Origin of the sequence: Microcoleus asticus IPMA8 (assembly GCF_013179805.1) — a bacterium.
Classification (GTDB): Bacteria; Cyanobacteriota; Cyanobacteriia; order Cyanobacteriales; family Microcoleaceae; genus Microcoleus; species Microcoleus asticus.
In genome coordinates this window covers 1-18,894 of the sequence record NZ_SRRZ01000139.1, presented here as the reverse complement: position 1 = coordinate 18,894, position 18,894 = coordinate 1, and the positions used below count along the sequence as shown (strand labels likewise).

The 18,894-nt window shown below is 45.6% G+C and carries 19 protein-coding genes and 1 other RNA gene; 8 read left to right on the top strand and 12 right to left on the bottom strand.

The window, feature by feature from the left end; genetic code table 11:
* Positions 1–132 precede the first annotated feature (132 nt).
* The 6 genes from E5S67_RS27015 to E5S67_RS26990 all read right to left on the bottom strand — a co-directional run bounded on the left by E5S67_RS27015 (position 133) and on the right by E5S67_RS26990 (position 3,656).
* Positions 133–1,524 (bottom strand): DNA phosphorothioation system restriction enzyme, encoded by a 1,392-nt coding sequence (locus E5S67_RS27015; RefSeq protein ID WP_172191793.1) that lies wholly within the window; start codon positions 1,522–1,524, stop codon positions 133–135.
* 90 nt (positions 1,525–1,614) lie between these two features.
* Positions 1,615–2,190 carry a Uma2 family endonuclease gene (locus E5S67_RS27010; protein WP_172191789.1) on the bottom strand — a complete coding sequence of 192 codons (576 nt, stop codon included), beginning with the start codon at positions 2,188–2,190 and terminating at the stop codon, positions 1,615–1,617.
* Between the two features lie 34 nt (positions 2,191–2,224).
* Positions 2,225–2,668 carry a hypothetical protein gene (locus E5S67_RS27005; RefSeq protein WP_172191787.1) on the bottom strand — a complete coding sequence of 148 codons (444 nt, stop codon included), beginning with the start codon at positions 2,666–2,668 and terminating at the stop codon, positions 2,225–2,227.
* A gap of 197 nt (positions 2,669–2,865) precedes the next feature.
* Positions 2,866–3,246 carry a phasin family protein gene (locus tag E5S67_RS27000; protein ID WP_172191785.1) on the bottom strand — a complete coding sequence of 127 codons (381 nt, stop codon included), beginning with the start codon at positions 3,244–3,246 and terminating at the stop codon, positions 2,866–2,868.
* Positions 3,247–3,269: 23 nt separating this feature from the next.
* An RNA gene (gene ffs / locus E5S67_RS26995) (signal recognition particle sRNA small type) lies at positions 3,270–3,366 on the bottom strand.
* A gap of 23 nt (positions 3,367–3,389) precedes the next feature.
* Complete coding sequence (locus tag E5S67_RS26990; RefSeq protein WP_015179070.1) at positions 3,390–3,656, bottom strand: YciI family protein; 267 nt, start codon at positions 3,654–3,656, stop codon at positions 3,390–3,392.
* A gap of 120 nt (positions 3,657–3,776) precedes the next feature.
* Here E5S67_RS26990 and E5S67_RS26985 point away from each other — a divergent pair, with 120 nt between their 5' ends.
* The gene (locus tag E5S67_RS26985; RefSeq protein ID WP_172191783.1) at positions 3,777–4,358 is read left to right on the top strand and encodes a 2'-5' RNA ligase family protein; all 582 of its coding nucleotides are present in this window, start codon (positions 3,777–3,779) and stop codon (positions 4,356–4,358) included.
* 132 nt (positions 4,359–4,490) lie between these two features.
* Here E5S67_RS26985 and E5S67_RS26980 read toward each other — a convergent pair whose 3' ends face one another.
* Complete coding sequence (locus tag E5S67_RS26980) at positions 4,491–5,177, bottom strand: ComF family protein (protein WP_172191781.1); 687 nt, start codon at positions 5,175–5,177, stop codon at positions 4,491–4,493.
* Between the two features lie 72 nt (positions 5,178–5,249).
* Between E5S67_RS26980 and E5S67_RS34590 the strand changes: the two genes are divergently transcribed.
* Together E5S67_RS34590 and E5S67_RS26970 are read left to right on the top strand one after the other, a co-directional pair.
* Positions 5,250–7,736 carry a putative PEP-binding protein gene (locus tag E5S67_RS34590; protein WP_172191779.1) on the top strand — a complete coding sequence of 829 codons (2,487 nt, stop codon included), beginning with the start codon at positions 5,250–5,252 and terminating at the stop codon, positions 7,734–7,736.
* 301 nt (positions 7,737–8,037) lie between these two features.
* Positions 8,038–8,484, top strand: a complete 447-nt coding sequence (locus tag E5S67_RS26970) for a hypothetical protein (RefSeq protein ID WP_172191777.1) — start codon at positions 8,038–8,040, stop codon at positions 8,482–8,484.
* Between the two features lie 268 nt (positions 8,485–8,752).
* Here E5S67_RS26970 and E5S67_RS26965 read toward each other — a convergent pair whose 3' ends face one another.
* The gene (locus E5S67_RS26965) at positions 8,753–9,040 is read right to left on the bottom strand and encodes an RNA recognition motif domain-containing protein (protein ID WP_172191775.1); all 288 of its coding nucleotides are present in this window, start codon (positions 9,038–9,040) and stop codon (positions 8,753–8,755) included.
* A 635-nt stretch (positions 9,041–9,675) separates the two neighbouring features.
* Positions 9,676–11,298 (bottom strand): HAMP domain-containing methyl-accepting chemotaxis protein, encoded by a 1,623-nt coding sequence (locus E5S67_RS26960; RefSeq protein ID WP_246276994.1) that lies wholly within the window; start codon positions 11,296–11,298, stop codon positions 9,676–9,678.
* 847 nt (positions 11,299–12,145) lie between these two features.
* Between E5S67_RS26960 and E5S67_RS34585 the strand changes: the two genes are divergently transcribed.
* Both E5S67_RS34585 and E5S67_RS34580 read left to right on the top strand, forming a co-directional pair.
* Positions 12,146–12,271 carry a hypothetical protein gene (locus tag E5S67_RS34585; protein WP_339382735.1) on the top strand — a complete coding sequence of 42 codons (126 nt, stop codon included), beginning with the start codon at positions 12,146–12,148 and terminating at the stop codon, positions 12,269–12,271.
* A 44-nt stretch (positions 12,272–12,315) separates the two neighbouring features.
* Positions 12,316–12,606, top strand: a complete 291-nt coding sequence (locus E5S67_RS34580; RefSeq protein WP_339382734.1) for an RNA-guided endonuclease InsQ/TnpB family protein — start codon at positions 12,316–12,318, stop codon at positions 12,604–12,606.
* Positions 12,607–12,750: 144 nt separating this feature from the next.
* On the opposite strand, the gene E5S67_RS26950 is transcribed toward E5S67_RS34580, so the two are convergent.
* Positions 12,751–12,969: a ssl0294 family protein gene (locus tag E5S67_RS26950; protein WP_172191773.1), complete on the bottom strand. Its 219-nt coding sequence runs from the start codon at positions 12,967–12,969 to the stop codon at positions 12,751–12,753.
* A gap of 165 nt (positions 12,970–13,134) precedes the next feature.
* On the opposite strand from E5S67_RS26950, the gene egtC reads away from it, so the two are divergent.
* From egtC to egtD, 3 genes are all read left to right on the top strand, one after another.
* Positions 13,135–13,923 (top strand): ergothioneine biosynthesis protein EgtC, encoded by a 789-nt coding sequence (gene egtC / locus E5S67_RS26945; RefSeq protein ID WP_172191771.1) that lies wholly within the window; start codon positions 13,135–13,137, stop codon positions 13,921–13,923.
* The gene (gene egtB, locus E5S67_RS26940; RefSeq protein WP_172191769.1) at positions 13,895–15,190 is read left to right on the top strand and encodes an SUMF1/EgtB/PvdO family nonheme iron enzyme; all 1,296 of its coding nucleotides are present in this window, start codon (positions 13,895–13,897) and stop codon (positions 15,188–15,190) included. The genes egtC and egtB overlap by 29 nt, the downstream gene beginning before the upstream one ends.
* Positions 15,191–15,570: 380 nt before the next feature.
* A complete protein-coding gene (gene egtD, locus E5S67_RS26935; protein WP_172191767.1) occupies positions 15,571–16,617 on the top strand; it encodes an L-histidine N(alpha)-methyltransferase in 1,047 nt (348 codons plus the stop codon).
* Between the two features lie 192 nt (positions 16,618–16,809).
* Here egtD and E5S67_RS26930 read toward each other — a convergent pair whose 3' ends face one another.
* Both E5S67_RS26930 and E5S67_RS26925 read right to left on the bottom strand, forming a co-directional pair.
* Entirely contained in the window at positions 16,810–17,421 is a 612-nt protein-coding gene (locus E5S67_RS26930; RefSeq protein WP_172191765.1) for a hypothetical protein, read from the bottom strand.
* 414 nt (positions 17,422–17,835) lie between these two features.
* Positions 17,836–18,150 carry an RNA recognition motif domain-containing protein gene (locus E5S67_RS26925; RefSeq protein ID WP_172191763.1) on the bottom strand — a complete coding sequence of 105 codons (315 nt, stop codon included), beginning with the start codon at positions 18,148–18,150 and terminating at the stop codon, positions 17,836–17,838.
* Between the last annotated feature and the right edge of the window lie 744 nt (positions 18,151–18,894).

Genomic DNA, 18,894 nt, shown 5'->3' with positions numbered 1-18,894 from the left:
TCTTTGGCGTCATGTGTCCTATTTTATGACACTTTGTGTACTCTGCTTATTTTTTTTTCTGTGCTACCGCTACTTATTGAGCGGATACAAATAATTCTATATTCTCAAACATAAACCGAACCTTAATAAATGTCAAATATCTAATAGCCCGTACCGTCTCTGAATTTGCAGCAATTTCACCCTAGCTTCTCCAGCATTGTCGGCTAAATCGGCAAATTCCAAGAACCGCTTCAACTCTTTTCGCAGCAAATTGCGCTCGACTTCTAAGGTTTCTCTGCCCAAATCTGGAGGCAAAACTATCATGTCAAATAAAGTTGCCCTTTCCTTCCCCGGATGCGGCCGCAAAATCCGTCCCCGGCGCTGAATAAACTGGCGCGGATTGCTGCTGCTTGCTAAAATTACAGCATTCCGAATTGCTGGAATATCAACGCCTTCATCCAAACAGCGAATCGCGACTAAACCTTGCAATTCTCCACTCTCAAATTGTCGGCGCAATCGTTCTCTTTCTGCTAAAGGAGTTGCCGCAGTATAAGTGTTAACTCGGTAGCCTAATTCGGAACCCAATAACTTCGCGGTTTCTGTTAGCTGGCGGTGGTTATTTCGGCGCGCACCTCCTTCGATCGCACCGTCGCCGCAGTAAAATAAAGTGTGGGCTGTATCGAGACGGTGAATCATTAATTCTCGCAAAGCTACTAATTTATTAGCCGCCGCTCCTATCAACCGGGATCGCTGCATTAATAAAGTTGTTAAAGCATCGTTTTCTTCTACTTTTTCATCGCCCCAAAGCGCCCAGCCAATCTTTTGAGTTAAGCGGGAATACTTGCGGGTTTCGGCTTCGGTCAATTCTACTAAAATTGGATAGTATAAATAATGTACTAATGCTTTTTGGCGGATGGCGTCCGCTAAGGTGAGTTCCGGCTGCAAAACAGGGCCAAAATAATCTAAAATAGCTTCGGTTCCCTCTTCGTCGAAATGCCTTTCTGGGGTAGCGGAAAGGGCGAGTCGCAGTCCAATGTTGCGCGGCAAACTTTGTCCTAAACGGGGCGCGCCTAAATTGTGAACTTCGTCTCCAATAATCAGGGTTTTTTCTGGGAAATAGCGCAGTTGCGATTGCAAGCTATCGGACATTAAGGTAGCGTTAGTAGTGATGATTGTGAGAAATGCTCGTGAAGCGCAGCTATCCCGTAGGGAATCGCCCGTTAGCGAAGCCCTCGAAGAGGATCGCACTTCATACAAACCCGCAGCCAGCTTGTTTTGCCAACTGCGGGCGCTATCAAAAGCCAAAATAGGTTTTAAACCAAATTTCTCCGATTCGCGCGCCCATTGATTCACCAGGTGGCAGTAAGGGCAAATTACGAGCAGGACTTGCAGGTTAATTTTATTGTATAATTCAGTGGCGATCGCCAGTGCAGTAATCGTCTTGCCGCTACCCGTCGCCATCTTCAGGGTACCGCGTCCCTGATTGGCAAACCAATTAGCAACCGCCACTCGCTGATACTGTCGCAATTGCAGCGATGGCGGCATTTTCGGAAATCCAAATTGCGAATTATTAGCCGTTGAGCGATTCACCTTTAAATGCCGTTAGATGCAATATTCCCTATACTCAACTTTAACTCACGGGCGATCGAAATTTAACAGCCCAAACAAATCATCCGCCGACATTTGCAAATCCGACAGCACATCCAGAACTGGTAAAATATCCTGATTCTCCTTCGCCTCTGGTTGCTGCTGCGGTTTAAAAACAAGAACTAATTTTTCTTCCGGGTCAATCAGCCAACCTAATTTAGTCTTATTTTTGAGGAAAAACAGAATCTTCTTAATCACGCGAGTTGAACTTTGATCCGGCGATAAAATCTCAATTATCCAATCCGGAGCAATTTCAAACCTATTTTCAATTTCTCCCTGAGAATTCAGAGGAATGCGCGACCACTCAAATACTGCTAAATCTGGAACTACAGCACCTCCCCCAAAAGTGCAGCGCAGTTCGGGAAAAGCAAAAGCTAATTTTTGCGGTTTGCCAATTTGATTAATAGCTGATGAAAATTTGATTTGTAACGTGCTGTGTTTTCCTTGGGGCATAGCTTTTTGAGAAATTTGACCGTCAACATACTCGCTAGCCGGCTTAGTTTCTGGAAGCAGAAGAAAGTCTTCGATAGAAATCTTTGACGGAGACTGAATTGACGTTACCATAAGCCATTAACCCCTCAACAACTCAACTCCCGTCTTAAAAATTCATATCGCTGTCAGTTTCCCAATCAGCACAACTCTCCGATTCCACACCCGTAGGGTGCATCGCACAAACCAACAAATTGCCCCCGTAAACTTGACCGTGATAGTTGCGACAACCGCGACAAGCCGGCTGCTGCGTCGGCGAAGGGTCTACATAAGTCACCATCGACAAATCTATCTCATCAAACTCCGGGTCTAAGTCGCGGCAAATTTCAATTATCGGTTCGATAAATTCATTAAATAAACCGTCAAATTCATTGAAATAACCGTCAATGTCATTAATCAGATTATTTTGTACTTGTTCTGTAAACTCTTCCGACATTTTTGCCAAAACGTCCAGCATTTCGACAAACTCTTCGCCCATTTCGCTGAAAAAATGCTCTACTTCAGAAACAGCATTTTCCATTACTCCAAAAAAATCTTTAGACCAATCTTCCATGAATTTGACAGCTTGGTATTACAAAATAATTTACAGACAGGTGCAGCCAGCCTCATGCGAAGCGATCGCACCTACTTTCAATTCTATTACCTATTGCCTGATATCCGTCCACATCTGACAGGGGAGATATTCAAAAAGGGAACTCAAGAGTATTATCCTGAGTTCCCTTCCTGCTTTGCTGAGCGAGTTTTTCCTGCTTAATCCCGCTTCAGCCGCCGCAATTCCTCTTGTAAATTCTGCACTTGTTCGCGGAGCTTGTCTACACCGCCTGTCTCTTTAGCATCTTTTACCGAGACATCTTCTTCCTCAGAAACAATTTCAATCCGCCGAGGTTCAGCCGGTTTTTTGTCGCCAGCCGATTCTACGGGGGGCTGCTGCTGAGCCTGTTGCACCATATCATCAACAAAGCGGCGAGCTTCTTCCGTGGACATCTCACCCCGCTTCACCAATTCGTCTGCCAGCTTTTGGGCTTCAGTGCGTAATTCAGTTAACTTGCTGCCAGCTTTTTCACCAGCGTAGGAAGCTAGACCGACACCAAGGTACACTGCTTTTTGTAAAATATCTCCAAAACCAGGCATAGGAGCTACACCTCATAAAACTGGGTGAACCGGAGACCACGCCTATTACAAGCATCCCGTGTTGCTGCTACCTTCCGGTCCTGACAAGATTTGGGCGTTGGAATCGCGTGGGTCCAGTTCATTTATAAGTATAACACAGTTATTTATTCTTCAACCACACACCAGTGATAAATTTCATAAATAACGCAACCGTTCTTCACCAGCGGGTCTTCAGCGACGATCGCCTTCGCCTCATCCATCGAACCCGCCTCAAACAGCAACATACCGCCGCCCCGCCTCGCCCAGTAGCCAGTTTTCGCTCGGTGTCCTTTAGAAATCAACTCTCGGACATAAGCTCTGTGAGCTGGCACGTATTGGTCAAAGACAGGCTTTTCGACAATTCCTTGCTCAATTTTGACAAACCAAGGCATTTTTATTTGGGATTTTAGATTTTATATTTTAGATTGGGAATGGGTGATCACCAATGGGATCTAGGGCAAATGCTCTATATTCCATTTTGCACTATCCTTTCTTAACTGCGATGTTATCCGATGAACCAGTCAAAACAGCGATTTTTTATTGCCATAGTGCCGCCTCCCGATATTGAACAGCACATTACTGAGATTCAACAGTATTTTGCGGAACATTACAACAGCCGCGGTGCTTTGAATTCGCCGCCGCACATCACGCTGCAACCTCCTTTTCACTCGTTAGCGGAGGATGTTCCCAAATTAGAGGAAAGTTTGAACCAGTTTTCTGTAAACCGGCGGCCCATTCCCGTTACTCTATCCGGTTTTGCTGCTTTCGCGCCCCGCGTCATTTACGCTGATGTTGTCAAATCACCCGAATTGCTGGAGATTCACAAAGATTTGATTAGTTATATCGAGGCAACTTTGGGAATAGTCGATCGAGTTTCTCAGACTCGCCCATTTGTACCGCACATGACTGTAGCCTTTCGCGATTTAACTAAAGAGAATTTTCAAACGGCTTGGTTAGAATTTGCAGGGCGATCGCTCCACTTTGAGTTTACCGCTTCGACGTTAACTTTACTGCTTCACGACGGCAACCGGTGGAACATCAGCAACCAATTTCCCCTTGCAGCCGAGCCTCCAACAATCCTAAATCCATCCTAAACACTCTCCCTTCTTTTTCTGCTCTTTCTTCGCGTCTTCGCGGTTCGTTTTTCTCAAAAAGTATTATTAGCAAATCGTGATAAATATCATTTCCTCACTACAAACCAGTTTAAAATTAAAGGCATTCGCAGCTTACCGATTAATCTTATTAGGAGTTGCAAGTGCCACAGTTCCGTAAACCGAAATTCCCGACTCTTCCAATATTTGAATTGCCGACTTAACCGTAGTACCGCTAGTGTAAATATCATCAACTAACAGCACTCGATCGCCCGGGCGCCGGCGACGAAAATCTTTCCCCAAACCTAAAGCATTTTTCATTTCCGCTTGTCGCTGCTGTGGCGTCAGAGCGAATAAAGCCTGAGTATTTTTCACCCGCTCCAAACCGTGTCGCTGCAAAGGCAAACCAGTCAGCTCGCAAAAACTTTCAGCCAAAAGTTCCGCCTGGTTAAAACCGCGCTCCTTAACCTTTTCTTTGTGCATGGGAATCGGTACAACTGTTAAATTGTCTATAGCTAATTCGGGAAAACTCAGCCAAGCTTCCGCCAGCCAGCCGCCTAGAGGTTTGGCTAATTGCGGATTGCCGTTATATTTCAAAGCTGCGATCGCCCGTTTGAGAGCCCCGCCGTACTCACCCCACACAAAAACACGCTGTTCTGAATGCCAAAATCGACCCGGATCGCTTAACTGACATCGCTGAAGTTGCTTGTGACAGTACGGACAAAACTCTCCGGCGGCCGGTCGCTGACAAAGAGGACAGTTAGACTTAAGAAAAAGATTGAGAAAAGATTTGACTAATCCCGTCCATTTTCGCTTGTTCATCCTAAAATTGTCGTAAGTGATTAATGGGAAAAACTTTCAACTTCAATCAGTTTCCACCGACAGGCTCGCAGCGTGAAAAACCTCTACTGGTTAGACAAAATTCAACCTTCAGACCGAGATGCAGTGGGAGAAAAAGCATTTTACTTGAGCTGTTTGCTCCAGAAAAATCATCCTGTTGTACCGGGTTTTGTCGTGCCGGCTACCACATTCTGGCAGTTTTTAGAGTCGATCGACTGGCTAGAACCGCTGTTTGCTGACTGGCCACACTCTTCCCTGCACTTGAATGTAGATGAACCCAGACAACTGCAATCGATCGCCCGCAGCATCCGCCACCAAATCCTCGCCGGCAAACTGCCAGATTCACTGCTCTCCACCCTAGAGTCTGCTGTTTCTCAACTCAACTCACAGTCAAACTTAAACTCCACAGCCTTAATTTTTCGCCCTTCCCTGACTTCCTGGAACCCGAAAACAGTCGGCATTCTGGAATCTCAGGCAGTGCGGGCAGAACCCGAAGCCATTGGGGCCGGACTCAAACGAGCTTGGGCAGAAATGTTCAGAGCCCGAAGTCTATTTTACTGGCAGCGGTGCGGCCTGCGGGTACAGCAAATCAATCCCGCAGTTTTGGTGCAGCCACTTCAAGAAGCGATCGCCGCGGGCGAGGTGAAAACAAAGGCGGGCGCACAGTGGGAAATCCAAGCCACCAGCGGTTTGGGATTGTCCCTCGCTAGGGGAGAAACCATCCCCGATTACTATCAAGTGCAGCCAGAAACAACCGCGGTTAAATTCCAGCGGCTCGGTTACAAAACATTAGCCTACAATCTCAAAGTCGGCGATGGTGAACCGAAAAAAAAACTGCTGCTGGGCAAGTTTGCTGCTTTCCCAATTCCCGATTCTCCATTTATAATTCCTGATTTTGCTGATTGTTGCGTGCAAGTTTTAGCGCTGGGAGAGGAAGCACAAACAGAATACGTTTTAGAGGAATCGCAACTGCAAGAAATCATTGAATTGAGCAAAAAAGCGATCGCAGAATTTGACTCGGATTTAATTTTGGAGTGGACGCTAAACCAGACAGCAAACAGCGGCGAACCGCAGTTTTATTTCACTCAAGTTTGTATTGTGAAAGGGGAAAAAGTCGCGCCACTAGAGGAAAATTCGATCGCCCGAGAGTACCCAAACTCGATCGCCCCAGCCCGAACTCCTGCCATACTCAGAGGTGTGGCAGCAGCATCAGGAAAAGCCGAAGCAATTGCCCAAGTTATGACTAATTCCCACCCAGAAAACGCGGAATTCTTAGCCGGAGGCATTTTGGTAGCCCGGGCAATCGATCCGAATTGGCTGCCTTGGCTGAAAGTTGCTGCTGGGGTGGTTGCGGAACAAGGAGGCATGACAGGCCACGGCGCCATTTTAGCGAGAGAATTGGGGATTCCCGCCGTTGTGGGAGTGGTCGGGGCCACGCGAGCGATCGCCTCGGGCGATTCCGTGTTGGTAGACGGCGATAGCGGAGAAGTTTTTGCCCTCGCCCAACACGATGCGATCGAGATAGCAGACAGCCGCCGACTTCTGGACAGAGCAAAAAATGCAGATACATACAGTACAGCAGCCAAAATGTCAATAGCCAACCACCAATCTTCAACCTCAGATCGATCGTCCAATTCCGGGCATAAATCTCGACAATCTGAGTCTGCCGAATATGTTTGGGGCCCACCAACGGCGACTCAACTGCTAGTTAATGTCAGCCAAACAAGTTCGATCGACCGCCTCAAAAATCTGCCAATAGACGGCATCGGATTGCTGCGATCGGAATTAATGGCATTGGAAGCTTTGGACTGTCAAAACCCGAAACTTTGGTTGCAAAACGGGCGCAAATCGGAATTTGTCGATCGCATGGCGGATTGCCTCAGTTTATTTGCTGCTGCCGTTTCGCCGCGGCCGATATTTTATCGATCTCTCGATTTGCGCGAGTCAGGCGCCCACGGCAGTTTCAGTTATACCTTTGAACCGGAGTTATTTGATTGGGAACTGTGCGTACTTCAAAAACTCTGCGAGTCTGGCTATACGAATGTTAATTTAATTTTGCCTTTCGTGCGCTCGGTTGAGGAGTTTATATACTGTCGCCAGCGCTTAGAAACTGTTTGGAAAAACCGCTCATCCGAATTTCAACTGTGGATTATGGCGGAAGTTCCTTCAGTGTTATTTCTATTGCCAGATTACGTAAAAGCAGGAGTTCAAGGAATTTCCATCGGCACCAACGATTTAACCCAATTGCTGTTAGGAATTCACCGCCACTCCGACCAGGTAGCAGGTGCTTTCAACGGGCGCGATCTAGCAGTGATGAGGGCGATCGAACAATTAATCAAACAGGCCCGGGCCGCCGGTATTCCTTGCTCGATCTGCGGCGACACTCCAGCTTTGTATCCCGATACAGTTGAATCCTTCGTGCGGTGGGGGATTTCGTCTATTTCGGTCAATGCCGAGGCTGTAGAACAAACTTGCAGGGCGATCGTCCGCGCCGAACAGCGCCTGCTTCTAGAAGCAGCTCGATCGATAATTAACAATTAACCAGTCCCGGATGCACTATACCTCAGAAATCCGGTTTCTACTCTAAATCATAGCTTTGGCAAGCAGCCACCCGCTCAGAAATCGGGTTTCTAGACAACCCGTGCCTCCAGGACTATTAACAACTACAGAAACCAGGTTGCTGAGTAGATACAGCAACCATGCCCGACAGTGAGGACATTATTAATTGCTGGACCATGATCTCTGATATTGCTTCTTCCTTGTTTTTCCTTCCGCTATCACAAGATCTGATTTTAAAGCTAGGATAGAAATATAACCAACACTTGACCTGGAGGTACAAACAGTGAAATCAAAAATTATTGCAACAGTAGCAATACTTGCCGCCCTGGGCTTTCTTCATCCCCATCCAGCATTATCTCAACCTGCAACTGACGGCCGCACAAAACCCGGATTCTGGCAACCTCAAGCGCAGGTTGACAATACTCGCAACATTACCCTCAGACTGTTAAATGAAACGGGATTAAACCTAGAATACGGTCAATCAGGTGCCAGCTTGTCATCCTTGCCCGTCGGAGCCAGCAAAAACATCATTGTTCGCATCAGCAATCGCACCGGCGACATTGCTAATATTCCGATTAATGCCACAGGAGGAACCACAACTTTGAAATACGACTATAACGTTGACTCGCAGCAAAACATTGTGACGATTCGCATCACCAGATCGGATAGCCGCACTAGGCAAGACCGATCAGTTTATATTGATGAAAAAGGCCGAGTTTACTCTTTCTAAGAGTGACGCCGATCGACCCGGTTTCTCCTAATAAATCTTGGTTTTAGCAGCGAGGTATCCGGGAAGAAATCAGGTGTCTAGACTCCCGTGCGTAAATTCTGTCTTTCTCAAAAAGAATGAATCAAGTGCAGCCCATAAAGAATCGATGTTTTTGGGCAGCGGATTTGACATTGCATCCCCAAAATCAACTGCTGGTAGCAATTCGGCGCTACTTGCGCACTTGCGCATCAGGTGGGTTCCGAGAGGATGTCAACCGCTGCATTGCGGACTAATATCCGTCGTTTCTCTTGATACCTGCGCCTCGATTTCCCTCTTCTTTGGGTTTAGCTTTATTCACTCGCAAGGGGCGCCCCATCCACTCTGCACCGTCTAATGCGGCAATTGCAGCGTCTTCTTGGGCATCCTCCATCATCTCAACAAATGCAAAACCGCGCATCCGACCGGTTTCCCTGTCGGTAGGCAAAACAACTCGCTTGACAGTACCGTACTCTGCAAATACTGCTTTCAGGTCTTCTTCGGTGGCGCGGTAAGACAGATTTCCAATATAGATAGTCATGTCGATCGAACTGAACTTGTTGTGCTATACATAATAACCGGTTAATTTAACTCTTAAGTGCTATCTAGCATAGGACTGGGCGATCGAATCTGACTAAAAGGGTTTGCCACATTCACAAACCCTTTGTACTGGCTGCAATAGTTAGCTCGATCAAAAACAAGCTCTCACTCACCGTTCGAGTGAGTGATCAGATGAATTTTGAGGCGGTGAGGAATCCGAGATCGGAACAATATTTGATTTTAATCAGATGAGTGATTTGTGGGCGACGAATTGCCAAGTATCTTCTGAAATAAAGGAACTAACAAGGTATAATATATGAGGTTAGTCCCCGCCACGATCGTTGCTCTAGCGGTTCTCAACTTTCGTGAGGTACTTGCCAGTTAATTACCAATTCCCCACTTCTTCAATTCTTTAATCTAAAATCTAAATTTGTACCTCACTCACTTGAGAATTGCTATACACATTTATACAGCCCTTTGAGGAAAACTACTTAACATCTTCCCAGCCGTTCCATAGACGGCAGATGTCACCTTCAATCGTTTGGCAAAATAGGGAATTGGAAATTGGAAATGGGGAATTGGGAAAATTTTATGTTTATCTCCTTAATCCCCAGTTGAGGATATTACTTTTCTCAATTAAACTACAGATTTGAGATTTAAAGACGCTTTGTTAAGTGTTTGAGTGCTAACTCGACTTTGGGTAATACCGCTGGCTGTTTCCGCTGCTCCTTTATTCAGAACATTCATCGCATCTACCACTTGCTCAATAGCGATCGCCTGCTGTTTGGTATTCAAATAAATTTGCTGACTGCTGACAACAACACTGTTAATTGCATTAGCAACATTGTTAAAAGTCTCCGCCGTACCTTCAGTCAACTTCAGGCTCTTATCTAAAGTTTTATTACCCTCATCTGTTACACTCACTGTCTTATTAATGGCATTCTGAATATCGTTTACCAAATCATTAATCTGAGCCGCCGATTTCTTGCTTTGATCTGCCAGTCTGCGAATTTCCCTCGCCACCACCCCAAACCCCTTTCCTTGTTCTCCGGCGCGTACTGCTTCCACTGTAGCGTTAATTGCCAGCATATTAGTTTGATTAGCCAAATCGCTCACTAAATTCGTAATATTAGCAATCTGATTGGTTTGCTGGCTCAAATGTAAAACTTGCTCGGCTATCCCTCCGACTTTTTCTGTCAAAGTCAACATTCCCTGCTGCGTTTTCTGCACTACTTTACTGCCTTCTGCTGCCATGTTTAAGACATGACTGGCATTCTCAAGGGCTGACTCGGCTTGCATAGCTGATTGCCTTGATGATGCGCCCAATTCATCCATTGTGCTAGTTGTTTGATTAACAGAAGCAGCTTGTTGTACAGCAATACGTTCTTGTTGCTCTATGGTAGCCGCGATCTCGGTGGAAGAACTGACAATCATATTAATAATACCTTTCAGGGCCTTATCTAAAGGTTTGGCGATCACTATACTTAAAGCTATTCCTAAAGTAATCGCTGTTAGCGGTCCAACAGTCATCCCCAAGAATACAGCTACTTGAGTCTTACTGATATCATTTTCTGCACTTTTATAAGCGTAATCTGCTTGTTTTTTGTTAGATTCAACAACTGCTAAGGTTGATTTTTCCGATTCGATAAATTTAACCCGAGTTACCTTAGCTTGCTGACTAAGTTTATCCAAAATGTTACTAGCTGTGTTTGCTATTGCGATTTCTGGCGAATTACTTTTACCCTGCTTAATTAGTTTTAGCTGCAAAGCCACAGGATTGAAAATTCCCACTTTTTCAAATTCTTGATTAATTCGCAGGAGTTCTCGATCTTCCTGCTTCCAATCCTCCCAATACTTAAGCATTTGTTGATATAGTGCATCTTCCTCTGAGACGCGTGGAGTGGCTTCGTATGCTTTAAACCCATCTTGAATCTGCTGCCAAGCCTTGTCCATTCTGTTTAAGGCATCTTGCCTTTCTGCTTGACTGAGTGCCGGATTAATTAGCGCTCTCTCTGATGCCTCAATTTGGGTTTGTCCCTGGTTAATTTTCAATAATCCTTCAATACTCGGTAAGTTATTTTTACCTATAGTATCTATGTGTTGACTGAGATTAGATGTTGAGTTCCATCCTACCCAGGCAACTAAAAATACTAAAAGTCCCATAATCAGAAACGAACCGATCAGTCTGGTTTGTAAATTCATTTTTCTCAACATAATATTTTTGCTTCTTTCTACTACAGCAATCCTCGTTAGAGTCATGAACACATATTGTATAGTATAGTCTTTCTCATGTAGATGAATTGCCCGTCAAAAAGGAGACGCACTCCAATTAATTTTCAATCGCGCTATAAAAAGAGCGGGATGCAGTCTCCTTTTTGACAATTTCTGTAGACACCCAACTAGCCAATGAGCTATACTTAAGTCAAGGAGTTGAGTGTAAGAATGTTGGTATTGTAAGCAAAACTGGAAGGAACGAAAGAGCAGTACAAAAAGCTGAATGAAGCTATTCGCACTGGTCGTTGTGTTCGGAACAGTTGCCTGAGATACTGGATGGACAACAAAGACATTGGTAAATACGAGTGAAGTGCATATTGCTGTACTGGCAAGGCAGCTTGAGTTTGCTAAAAACCTCAATTATATGGTACGTCAAGCTAGCGCTGAAAGAGCATGGTCTGCCATTTCTCACTTTTATGAAAACTGCAAGAAGAACCAACCAGGGAAAAAGGGGTATCCTAGGTTCAAAAAATAACAAGTACATGGTTCTGTTGAGTCCGAAACCAGTGGATGAAAGCTTTCCGAAGAGCGGCGATATATCACTTTCTCTGCCAGTTTTAAAGGGGGAACCTTTAAAATGTGGGGAACCAGCGATTGGCATTTCTATCAATTGAAGCAGATTAAGCGTGTCCGCGTTGTGCGTCGTGCAGACGGATACTACGCTCAATTTTGCCTTGACCAAGAACGCTTGGAGAAACGTGAACCAACTGCCCATAATGTCGGTATTGATGTGGAATTGAATCACTTCTACACCTATTCAGACCGATAAATAGTAGCCAATCCGCGTCATCTTCGTCAACCTGAAAAGTCTTTGAGGCGACTTCAACGTCGTATGTCTAAGACCCAAAAATGTTCCCAAAATAGAGCTAATTTTAGAAACAAACTGGCTCGAAAACACCTCAAGGTAAGTCGCCGTTTCGTTAAGAATTTGCTGTTAAAACGGCAAGGTGCGCAGTGATTTTCAACGACATAGTGGCTTACGAGGACTTGAAGGTGTGAAATATGGTGAAAAATCGACATCTTTCTAAATCCCTGGCTGACGCAGTGTGGACTCAGTTCCGTAGTTGGGTTGAGTATTTTGGGAAAGTGTTCGGCTTTGTAACAGTTCCTGTACCACCCCACGACACTTCACAAAATTGCTCGAATTTTGGGGAGGTCGTCAAAAAGTCTTTAAGCAGCAGAACACATACTTGCTACCATTGTGGGCACACTCAAGACAGAGATTGGAACGCTGCACGAAACTTTTTAGAAAAAGCATTAAGTCCGGTGGGTCACATCGGAATTAACGCTTAGGCGTGAGACTGACCAATACTTGGGTGAGGAAACTTTTTTCAGCAAGTCAACTCGTAGAAACAGGAAGCCCAAAGAGCGCTCTTTGGAATCCCCCGCTATATTCGATATCCCGAATTAGCGGTGGGAGGTTGTCAATGCTTTTCCTTAGTCGATCGAGATTGACTGAGGCCCCGTGCTTTTACCGTTGGTGGTTTCGGCTGGGGGAGTAGTGTAGGAAGTTGAACCGGCTTGCTCGTCGATCCAACTTTTAACGGGCTCTTCGTAAAGGTTGAGTCGAAGCAGGCCAGAAAAAAATCCGCCAGTGAAGGCGATCGGCTGTTCGATCAATTCTTTCGCCATTGGGATGAGTTCGTCGAGGAACATTCAAGAGTCTCCTTGTGCTGCAGGGGTTCTACCTTAACTTTATCGTTTGTACTGCGATGCTGGCAGCGGGCTACAAAAAACCTTGTTCCCAGCGCTGAAGATGCGAGCTCGGGCAATTTTTCGGCTAATGACTTACAATGCTAATCAAAGTGCTGCAAAAATTTTATGTGCCGTTTGCTTGGCTACCTCGGGGAGCCGATTTTACTCGATACTATTCTGTACAAGCCGGAACATTCCCTAATTGTGCAGAGTTACCAGCCCCGCGAAATGACTTCTGGCGTACTCAATGCTGACGGTTTTGGTCTTGGTTGGTATCACCCGCACCTAGATAGTGACCCGTTTACCTATAAAAATGTACAGCCAATTTGGAGCGACATTAACCTTCCGAGTATCAGTCGGTACGTTGAATCCGGATGCGCGATCGGATACGTTCGCAGTGCAACTTCAGGACAAGCTCTAGATTTGAGCAACTGTCAGCCGTTTCAGAACGATCGCCTGCTGTTCGTACACAACGGCTTCGTGAAGAATTTTCGGCAAACTCTTTACAGACCAATTCGCGATCGGCTCAGCGATACGCTTTATCAATCAATTAACGGCACTACAGATTCAGAGCATATCTTCGGCTTATTTGTCAATGAATTGACAGCCGCAAATCTGACTCTAGAAGCTGCTTTGCAAAACACGCTGAAAACTTTGGCAGAGCTAGCAAACTTTCACCAAGTAGAATTTTCAGCTAATATAATTATCAGCGACGGACACCAGCTCGTTGCCTCTCGCTTTGCTTCCCAAAAAGCCCCTCCTTCCCTCTATTGGGTGCGAGACGATTTAAATTTCCCGGATTCCGTCATCATTGCTTCTGAACCTTTATTTGCTGGCAATTGGCACGAGTGTCCAGTCCAGAGCATTATCAGTACCGGAGTAGATCGTGATATCCAAATCTATCCAATCTTGTAGAGAGGCAATTTATCACGATTTGCAGCAGTGTCGCCGCGGCACTTTCAAGCTATTTGCAGACATCGACTACGATATTTTTTGCCGCCAAGCTCATCCTGATTTCAGTCCGGTTGGCTGGCACTTAGGTCACATTGCTTATACTGAGGATTTGTGGCTGTTGCAGCGGTGTGCTGGGTTGAAGCCGGTCTTTCCTGAGTATCACCAACTGTTTGCTGCTGATATTTTGCCGAAAAAACAACGGGTTTTTCTGCCGACATTACCTGAAGTTGAATTATATCTGGATGCGGTGAGAAAAAAGGTGTTAGATTATTTGGAAGTAGCGCCGATCGACGAACAAGAACGTCTCTGGCGGTTTATTATTCAGCACGAAAGCCAGCACTGCGAAACTGTTGCTTTCGTGTTGCAAATGCAAAGGAAGAGGGAAGAAGGAAGAGGGAAGAAGGAAGAAGGAAGAGGGAAGAAGGAAGAAGGAAGATTAATTTCCAATTACCGATTACCAATTACCGATTACCAATTACCAATTACCGATTCCCCGGTAATTGAAATTCCGGGCGGGGAATTTTACATGGGAAGCGATGCTGCTGAGGCTTTGGATAACGAGCGATCGCGCCACCTATGTTATTTAGAAGCATACTCGATCGATCGCTATCCCGTCACTTGCCGTCAATACCGAGATTTCATGGAATCCGGCGGCTATCAAAACCCTGATTGGTGGTCACCGGACGGCTGGAAATGGCTGCAAGTCGAAGCGGTCTCTCGACCGCTTTACTGGTCAGAAAATCCAGCTTTCCACAACCATCCTGTCTGTGGCGTGAGTTGGTACGAAGCCGAAGCTTACTGCAATTTCACCGACAAGCGTTTGCCATCGGAAGCCGAATGGGAAAAAGCTGCGAGTTGGGATGCCACAAATCAAAAAAATCGCATCTATCCTTGGGGAGAAGAACAGCCAAACGGTAGCCTGTGCAATCACGGCAATAATATTGCAAATACCTCGCCAGTTGATGCCTTTCCCAAAGGAGCAAGTGCGGCCGGCTGCTGCGATATGTTGGGCAATGTTTGGGAGTGGACTGCTTCAACCTTTGACGCCTATCCTGGATTTGAAAGTTATCCTTACAGGGGATATTCTCAAGTTTATTTTGATGGAGAACACCGGGTTTTAAAAGGCGGGAGTTGGGCGACTTTTCCGCAGGCACTGCGATCGACCTTTCGGAATTGGTACTATCCGGGCGTGCGGCAAATTATTGCGGGTTTTCGCTGCGCTAAGTAGTTGGCTATGTAATTATAACTGCTATCAAATTTATTCAGATTTAGGGCTTAATTACTCGGACTTTTCAGAGGACTAAAGTCCTCAAAACTTGCCCGATCACGCTTATTTTACAGACATTATATCGATTGCCCGAAAGGGAATTTGGAACGATATTTGGTTGCGAAATGCCCAAGTTTTTCCGATTTAAGAAGCTCAAAGAAAACAAGTTTGGTTAATTATTCAATAATTCTTGTGGATAAATTTTAAGTTTTTATTGTGGATGCGATCGCCATCCGGTGAGACAATACAGAACGTAGATCGGCATGAAAAATCTGACTTGAGCGCGATATTTGGCAACGCGACTGCGTGCTATACCCATATGTGCATCTAAAAATTAATCTATGAAATCCCCAAGACTGTCCCACACGGCAAACTCAGCCTCAACCAAAGAAAAGCGGCTGCACTTAGAGCGACTGGTGAGCGCTGCGGCACCGACACCTGCAGAAATCAATGCTGGCAGCGATGCAGTTAGCGGGTTGACTCAAAACCCCAAATCCCTGCCTCCAAAGTATTTCTACGACGATCGCGGCTCAAACCTGTTTGAGTTGATTTGCCAGTTGCCGGAATACTACCTGACACGCACTGAGACGGCAATTTTGCAGGGGTGCGCGGGGGCGATCGCCAATTTAACGGGCCCCTGCGAAATCGTGGAACTCGGCAGCGGCAGTTCTACCAAAACTCGGATTCTCCTCGATGCTTACAGTCAACTAGAATATCCCCTGCACTATTTGCCGATCGACATCAGTCCTAGTATCCTAGAAAGCAGCGCTTGTCAACTGTTGGCAGATTATCCGTCGCTCCAAATTCACGGACTTGTCAGCACTTACGAATTAGCCTTAGCTAAAATGGCACCGTCGCCGTTGCCAACCCGAATGATTTGCTTTCTAGGCAGTACCCTCGGCAATCTCAACGCTCAAGAATGCGATGTATTCTTCTCGCAAATTGTCGGTGCATTGCAGCCGGGAGAGTATTTTTTACTGGGAATTGACTTAGACAAATCTAAGGATATTTTAGAGCCTGCCTACGATGACAGTCAAGGAGTGACGGCGGCATTTAACTTAAATATGCTGCGGCATTTAAATCGAAAATATGAGGGAAACTTTGATTTATCACAGTTCGAGCATTGGGCTTTTTACAATCAAGAGGAATGTCAAATTGAAATGCACTTGAAAAGTAAAAAAGCGCAAACAGTGCAGTTGCGTGCTCTGAATTTAACGGTTGAATTTGCAGCGGGAGAAACTATCCGCAGCGAAATATCGCGCAAGTTTAAGCTCAATACTGTAAAACAAGAACTTTCGCAGCGCGGTTTAATGCCGGTGCAAGTTTGGACAGATCCAAATCAGTGGTTTGGCTTGATGCTTTGTCAGATGTCAGATGCTAATAAATGAGTTCTTCAGATATTACCCACAGTCAGGACACGGCACTGCCGTGTCCCTACAAATCGGGCGATGGCGGGCGAACCCCGCAAGCTAGGAGGTTTTGGGGTAGGGACACGGCACTGCCGTGTCCTCTATTTCTGTGTTGTCGATGGTTCTGAATTCAGCCTATCCTCTTAGCAATTACCAATTCCCCATTACCAATTAACAAATCGGCCGCTGTCCGGGTTTGACGGCGTGAATGTACTCGCTGCCCGAGGTCGGCCATCCCCGCTTGTAATAAGCTTCCTCCGGCTTCCCCCAGCCCAACTGCAACAAAATTTCTAGAAAATCCAACTTTTCCCACTTCGAGAGACTGGCCCATTCTGTGCGCTGGGCTATAGCCTCTACATCAACAGGCTCGATCGATCGAAAATCCTTCCCGCTGTTAATGCTTAAATACAAATCCATCCCGGCAGTTACCTGCTGCCAGAATTCCAACATAGCAATCTTAGCTGCCTTCAGCGTAATCAAATCAACCGGTAGAGCTATTAATTCGTCATCCACTGCCGGATAGCGTAGAGTATTGCCTTTAACCGCCATTTCCCGCCAGACAATCCCAGAAACTTGATGTTCCCGCTGGTATTCGTGCACGGCCGCCTTAAAATTTTGATAAGCAGTGAACTTCTGAACTCCCTCAGATTTGAGAAACCGGTCAATCACGGGGTTGCCTGTAGCAGGAGTTTCAGTCAAATTGAGACGCCGCCCATGCAAGCAGGCTTGGCGCTCTTCTTCGAGGATTTTAATGAGTTCCGCCGTGCTGTAGACCTTGGACATCTTTATTGAGGCAAAATCAAGATATTGGCTGATATTCGGCTGGTTTTCTCAACTAATCTTCGGTAAAGATAGTTTGGTTGTTCGGGACAATATTCAGTTTTGCCGTTATTCTAACTTTTCTTTGTGCTTAATTCTAGTTTGATAATTTACAGGAGTCGATCGCAGAAATCCCAACAGCCTCTTAAAAAAAGAAGTTAAGAGGATACCGAATCACGAACTAGACTAAAAACTCCACCGCAGACGTACCTCGCGCGATTTGATTTTTTGCCAAAAACAAAGCCCCCTCCTTCGAGGGGGCAAAACTGACTTAGAGGTTTGGGAGTTTTATTTGGCAAGTCGAGAGAACAACCCCAAAAAAAAGCAGCATTCGCAACTGCCGTCAACTACCAAAACTCAAATTTTCAGTCTCAAAGCTTAGTAGCGTCCGCGTGAAGAGCGATCGTTGTCGCCCCAGCCACCGCCGCCGGAGGGGCGTTTGTTGTTGTTTTCGCGAGGTTTGGCTTTGTTGACTTTCAAGTCGCGGCCCATCCATTCAGCACCGTCTAAAGCTGCGATGGCTGCTGCTTCTTCAGCCTCGCTTGCCATTTCCACAAAAGCAAAACCGCGCATCTTGCCTGTTTCCCGGTCCATTGGCACTTGGACGCGGCTTACAGTACCGTATTCGGCAAATACTTCGCTGAGGTCGTCTGATGTTACCTCATATGAAAGATTACCCACGTAAATCGACATAAAATCTCCAGAATCATTAGGGTGCAGAGATTTAGATTCGGAGAGACGCTTGTAAATAAACACCAACAAACTACGCAACCGAATTTAATTCTTGGAAAACCACTATAACATGAAGCCAGCAGAATCAGCAATTGGCTGTCAGAATTTTCAATTTGGGGTGCCGTAGGGCAATCGGCAACAGAAAGTATTCGTGATAATTGAGATTTGACACTCTTGGTATCATCAGCTTGGTTTCTTGCTGCAGGATCGAGCACAGAGCAAAGATTTTTTGTCGCTGTTAGCCGATTGATTCGGTATTATTGAGAACAGTGCGCGATCTCAGTTATAACTGACATCGTGCATTTTTCTGGAACAGGCAGGTATCCTGCCTGTTCCACCAGATATCAATATTTTTAGTGGCAGATTCATCTTCTGATTAGTTAATGTTTACCGATAATTCATATTATTTCCTATCGAAAAACCTCATTACAAATATCAGGGTTATATTACCGGACACGATATTATTACTTCGTCAATCGACTTTCATCGGATATAGCAATACTATTTAATTTGTCAATTAGATTTTTTTATGCACGGCAGAGGGCGCAGAGAAGGCAGAGGAAGAGAAAAGAGGAAAAGTTTTATGAGTGTTCGCTGTCAGATAACAGCACAGCTTATACCATTTTTTTAAAGATGTGATAGAGATAAAGAATGTAAAATCCAAGACCATCCGGTGAGAAAACCAATGACGCGATCGGTGAAAGA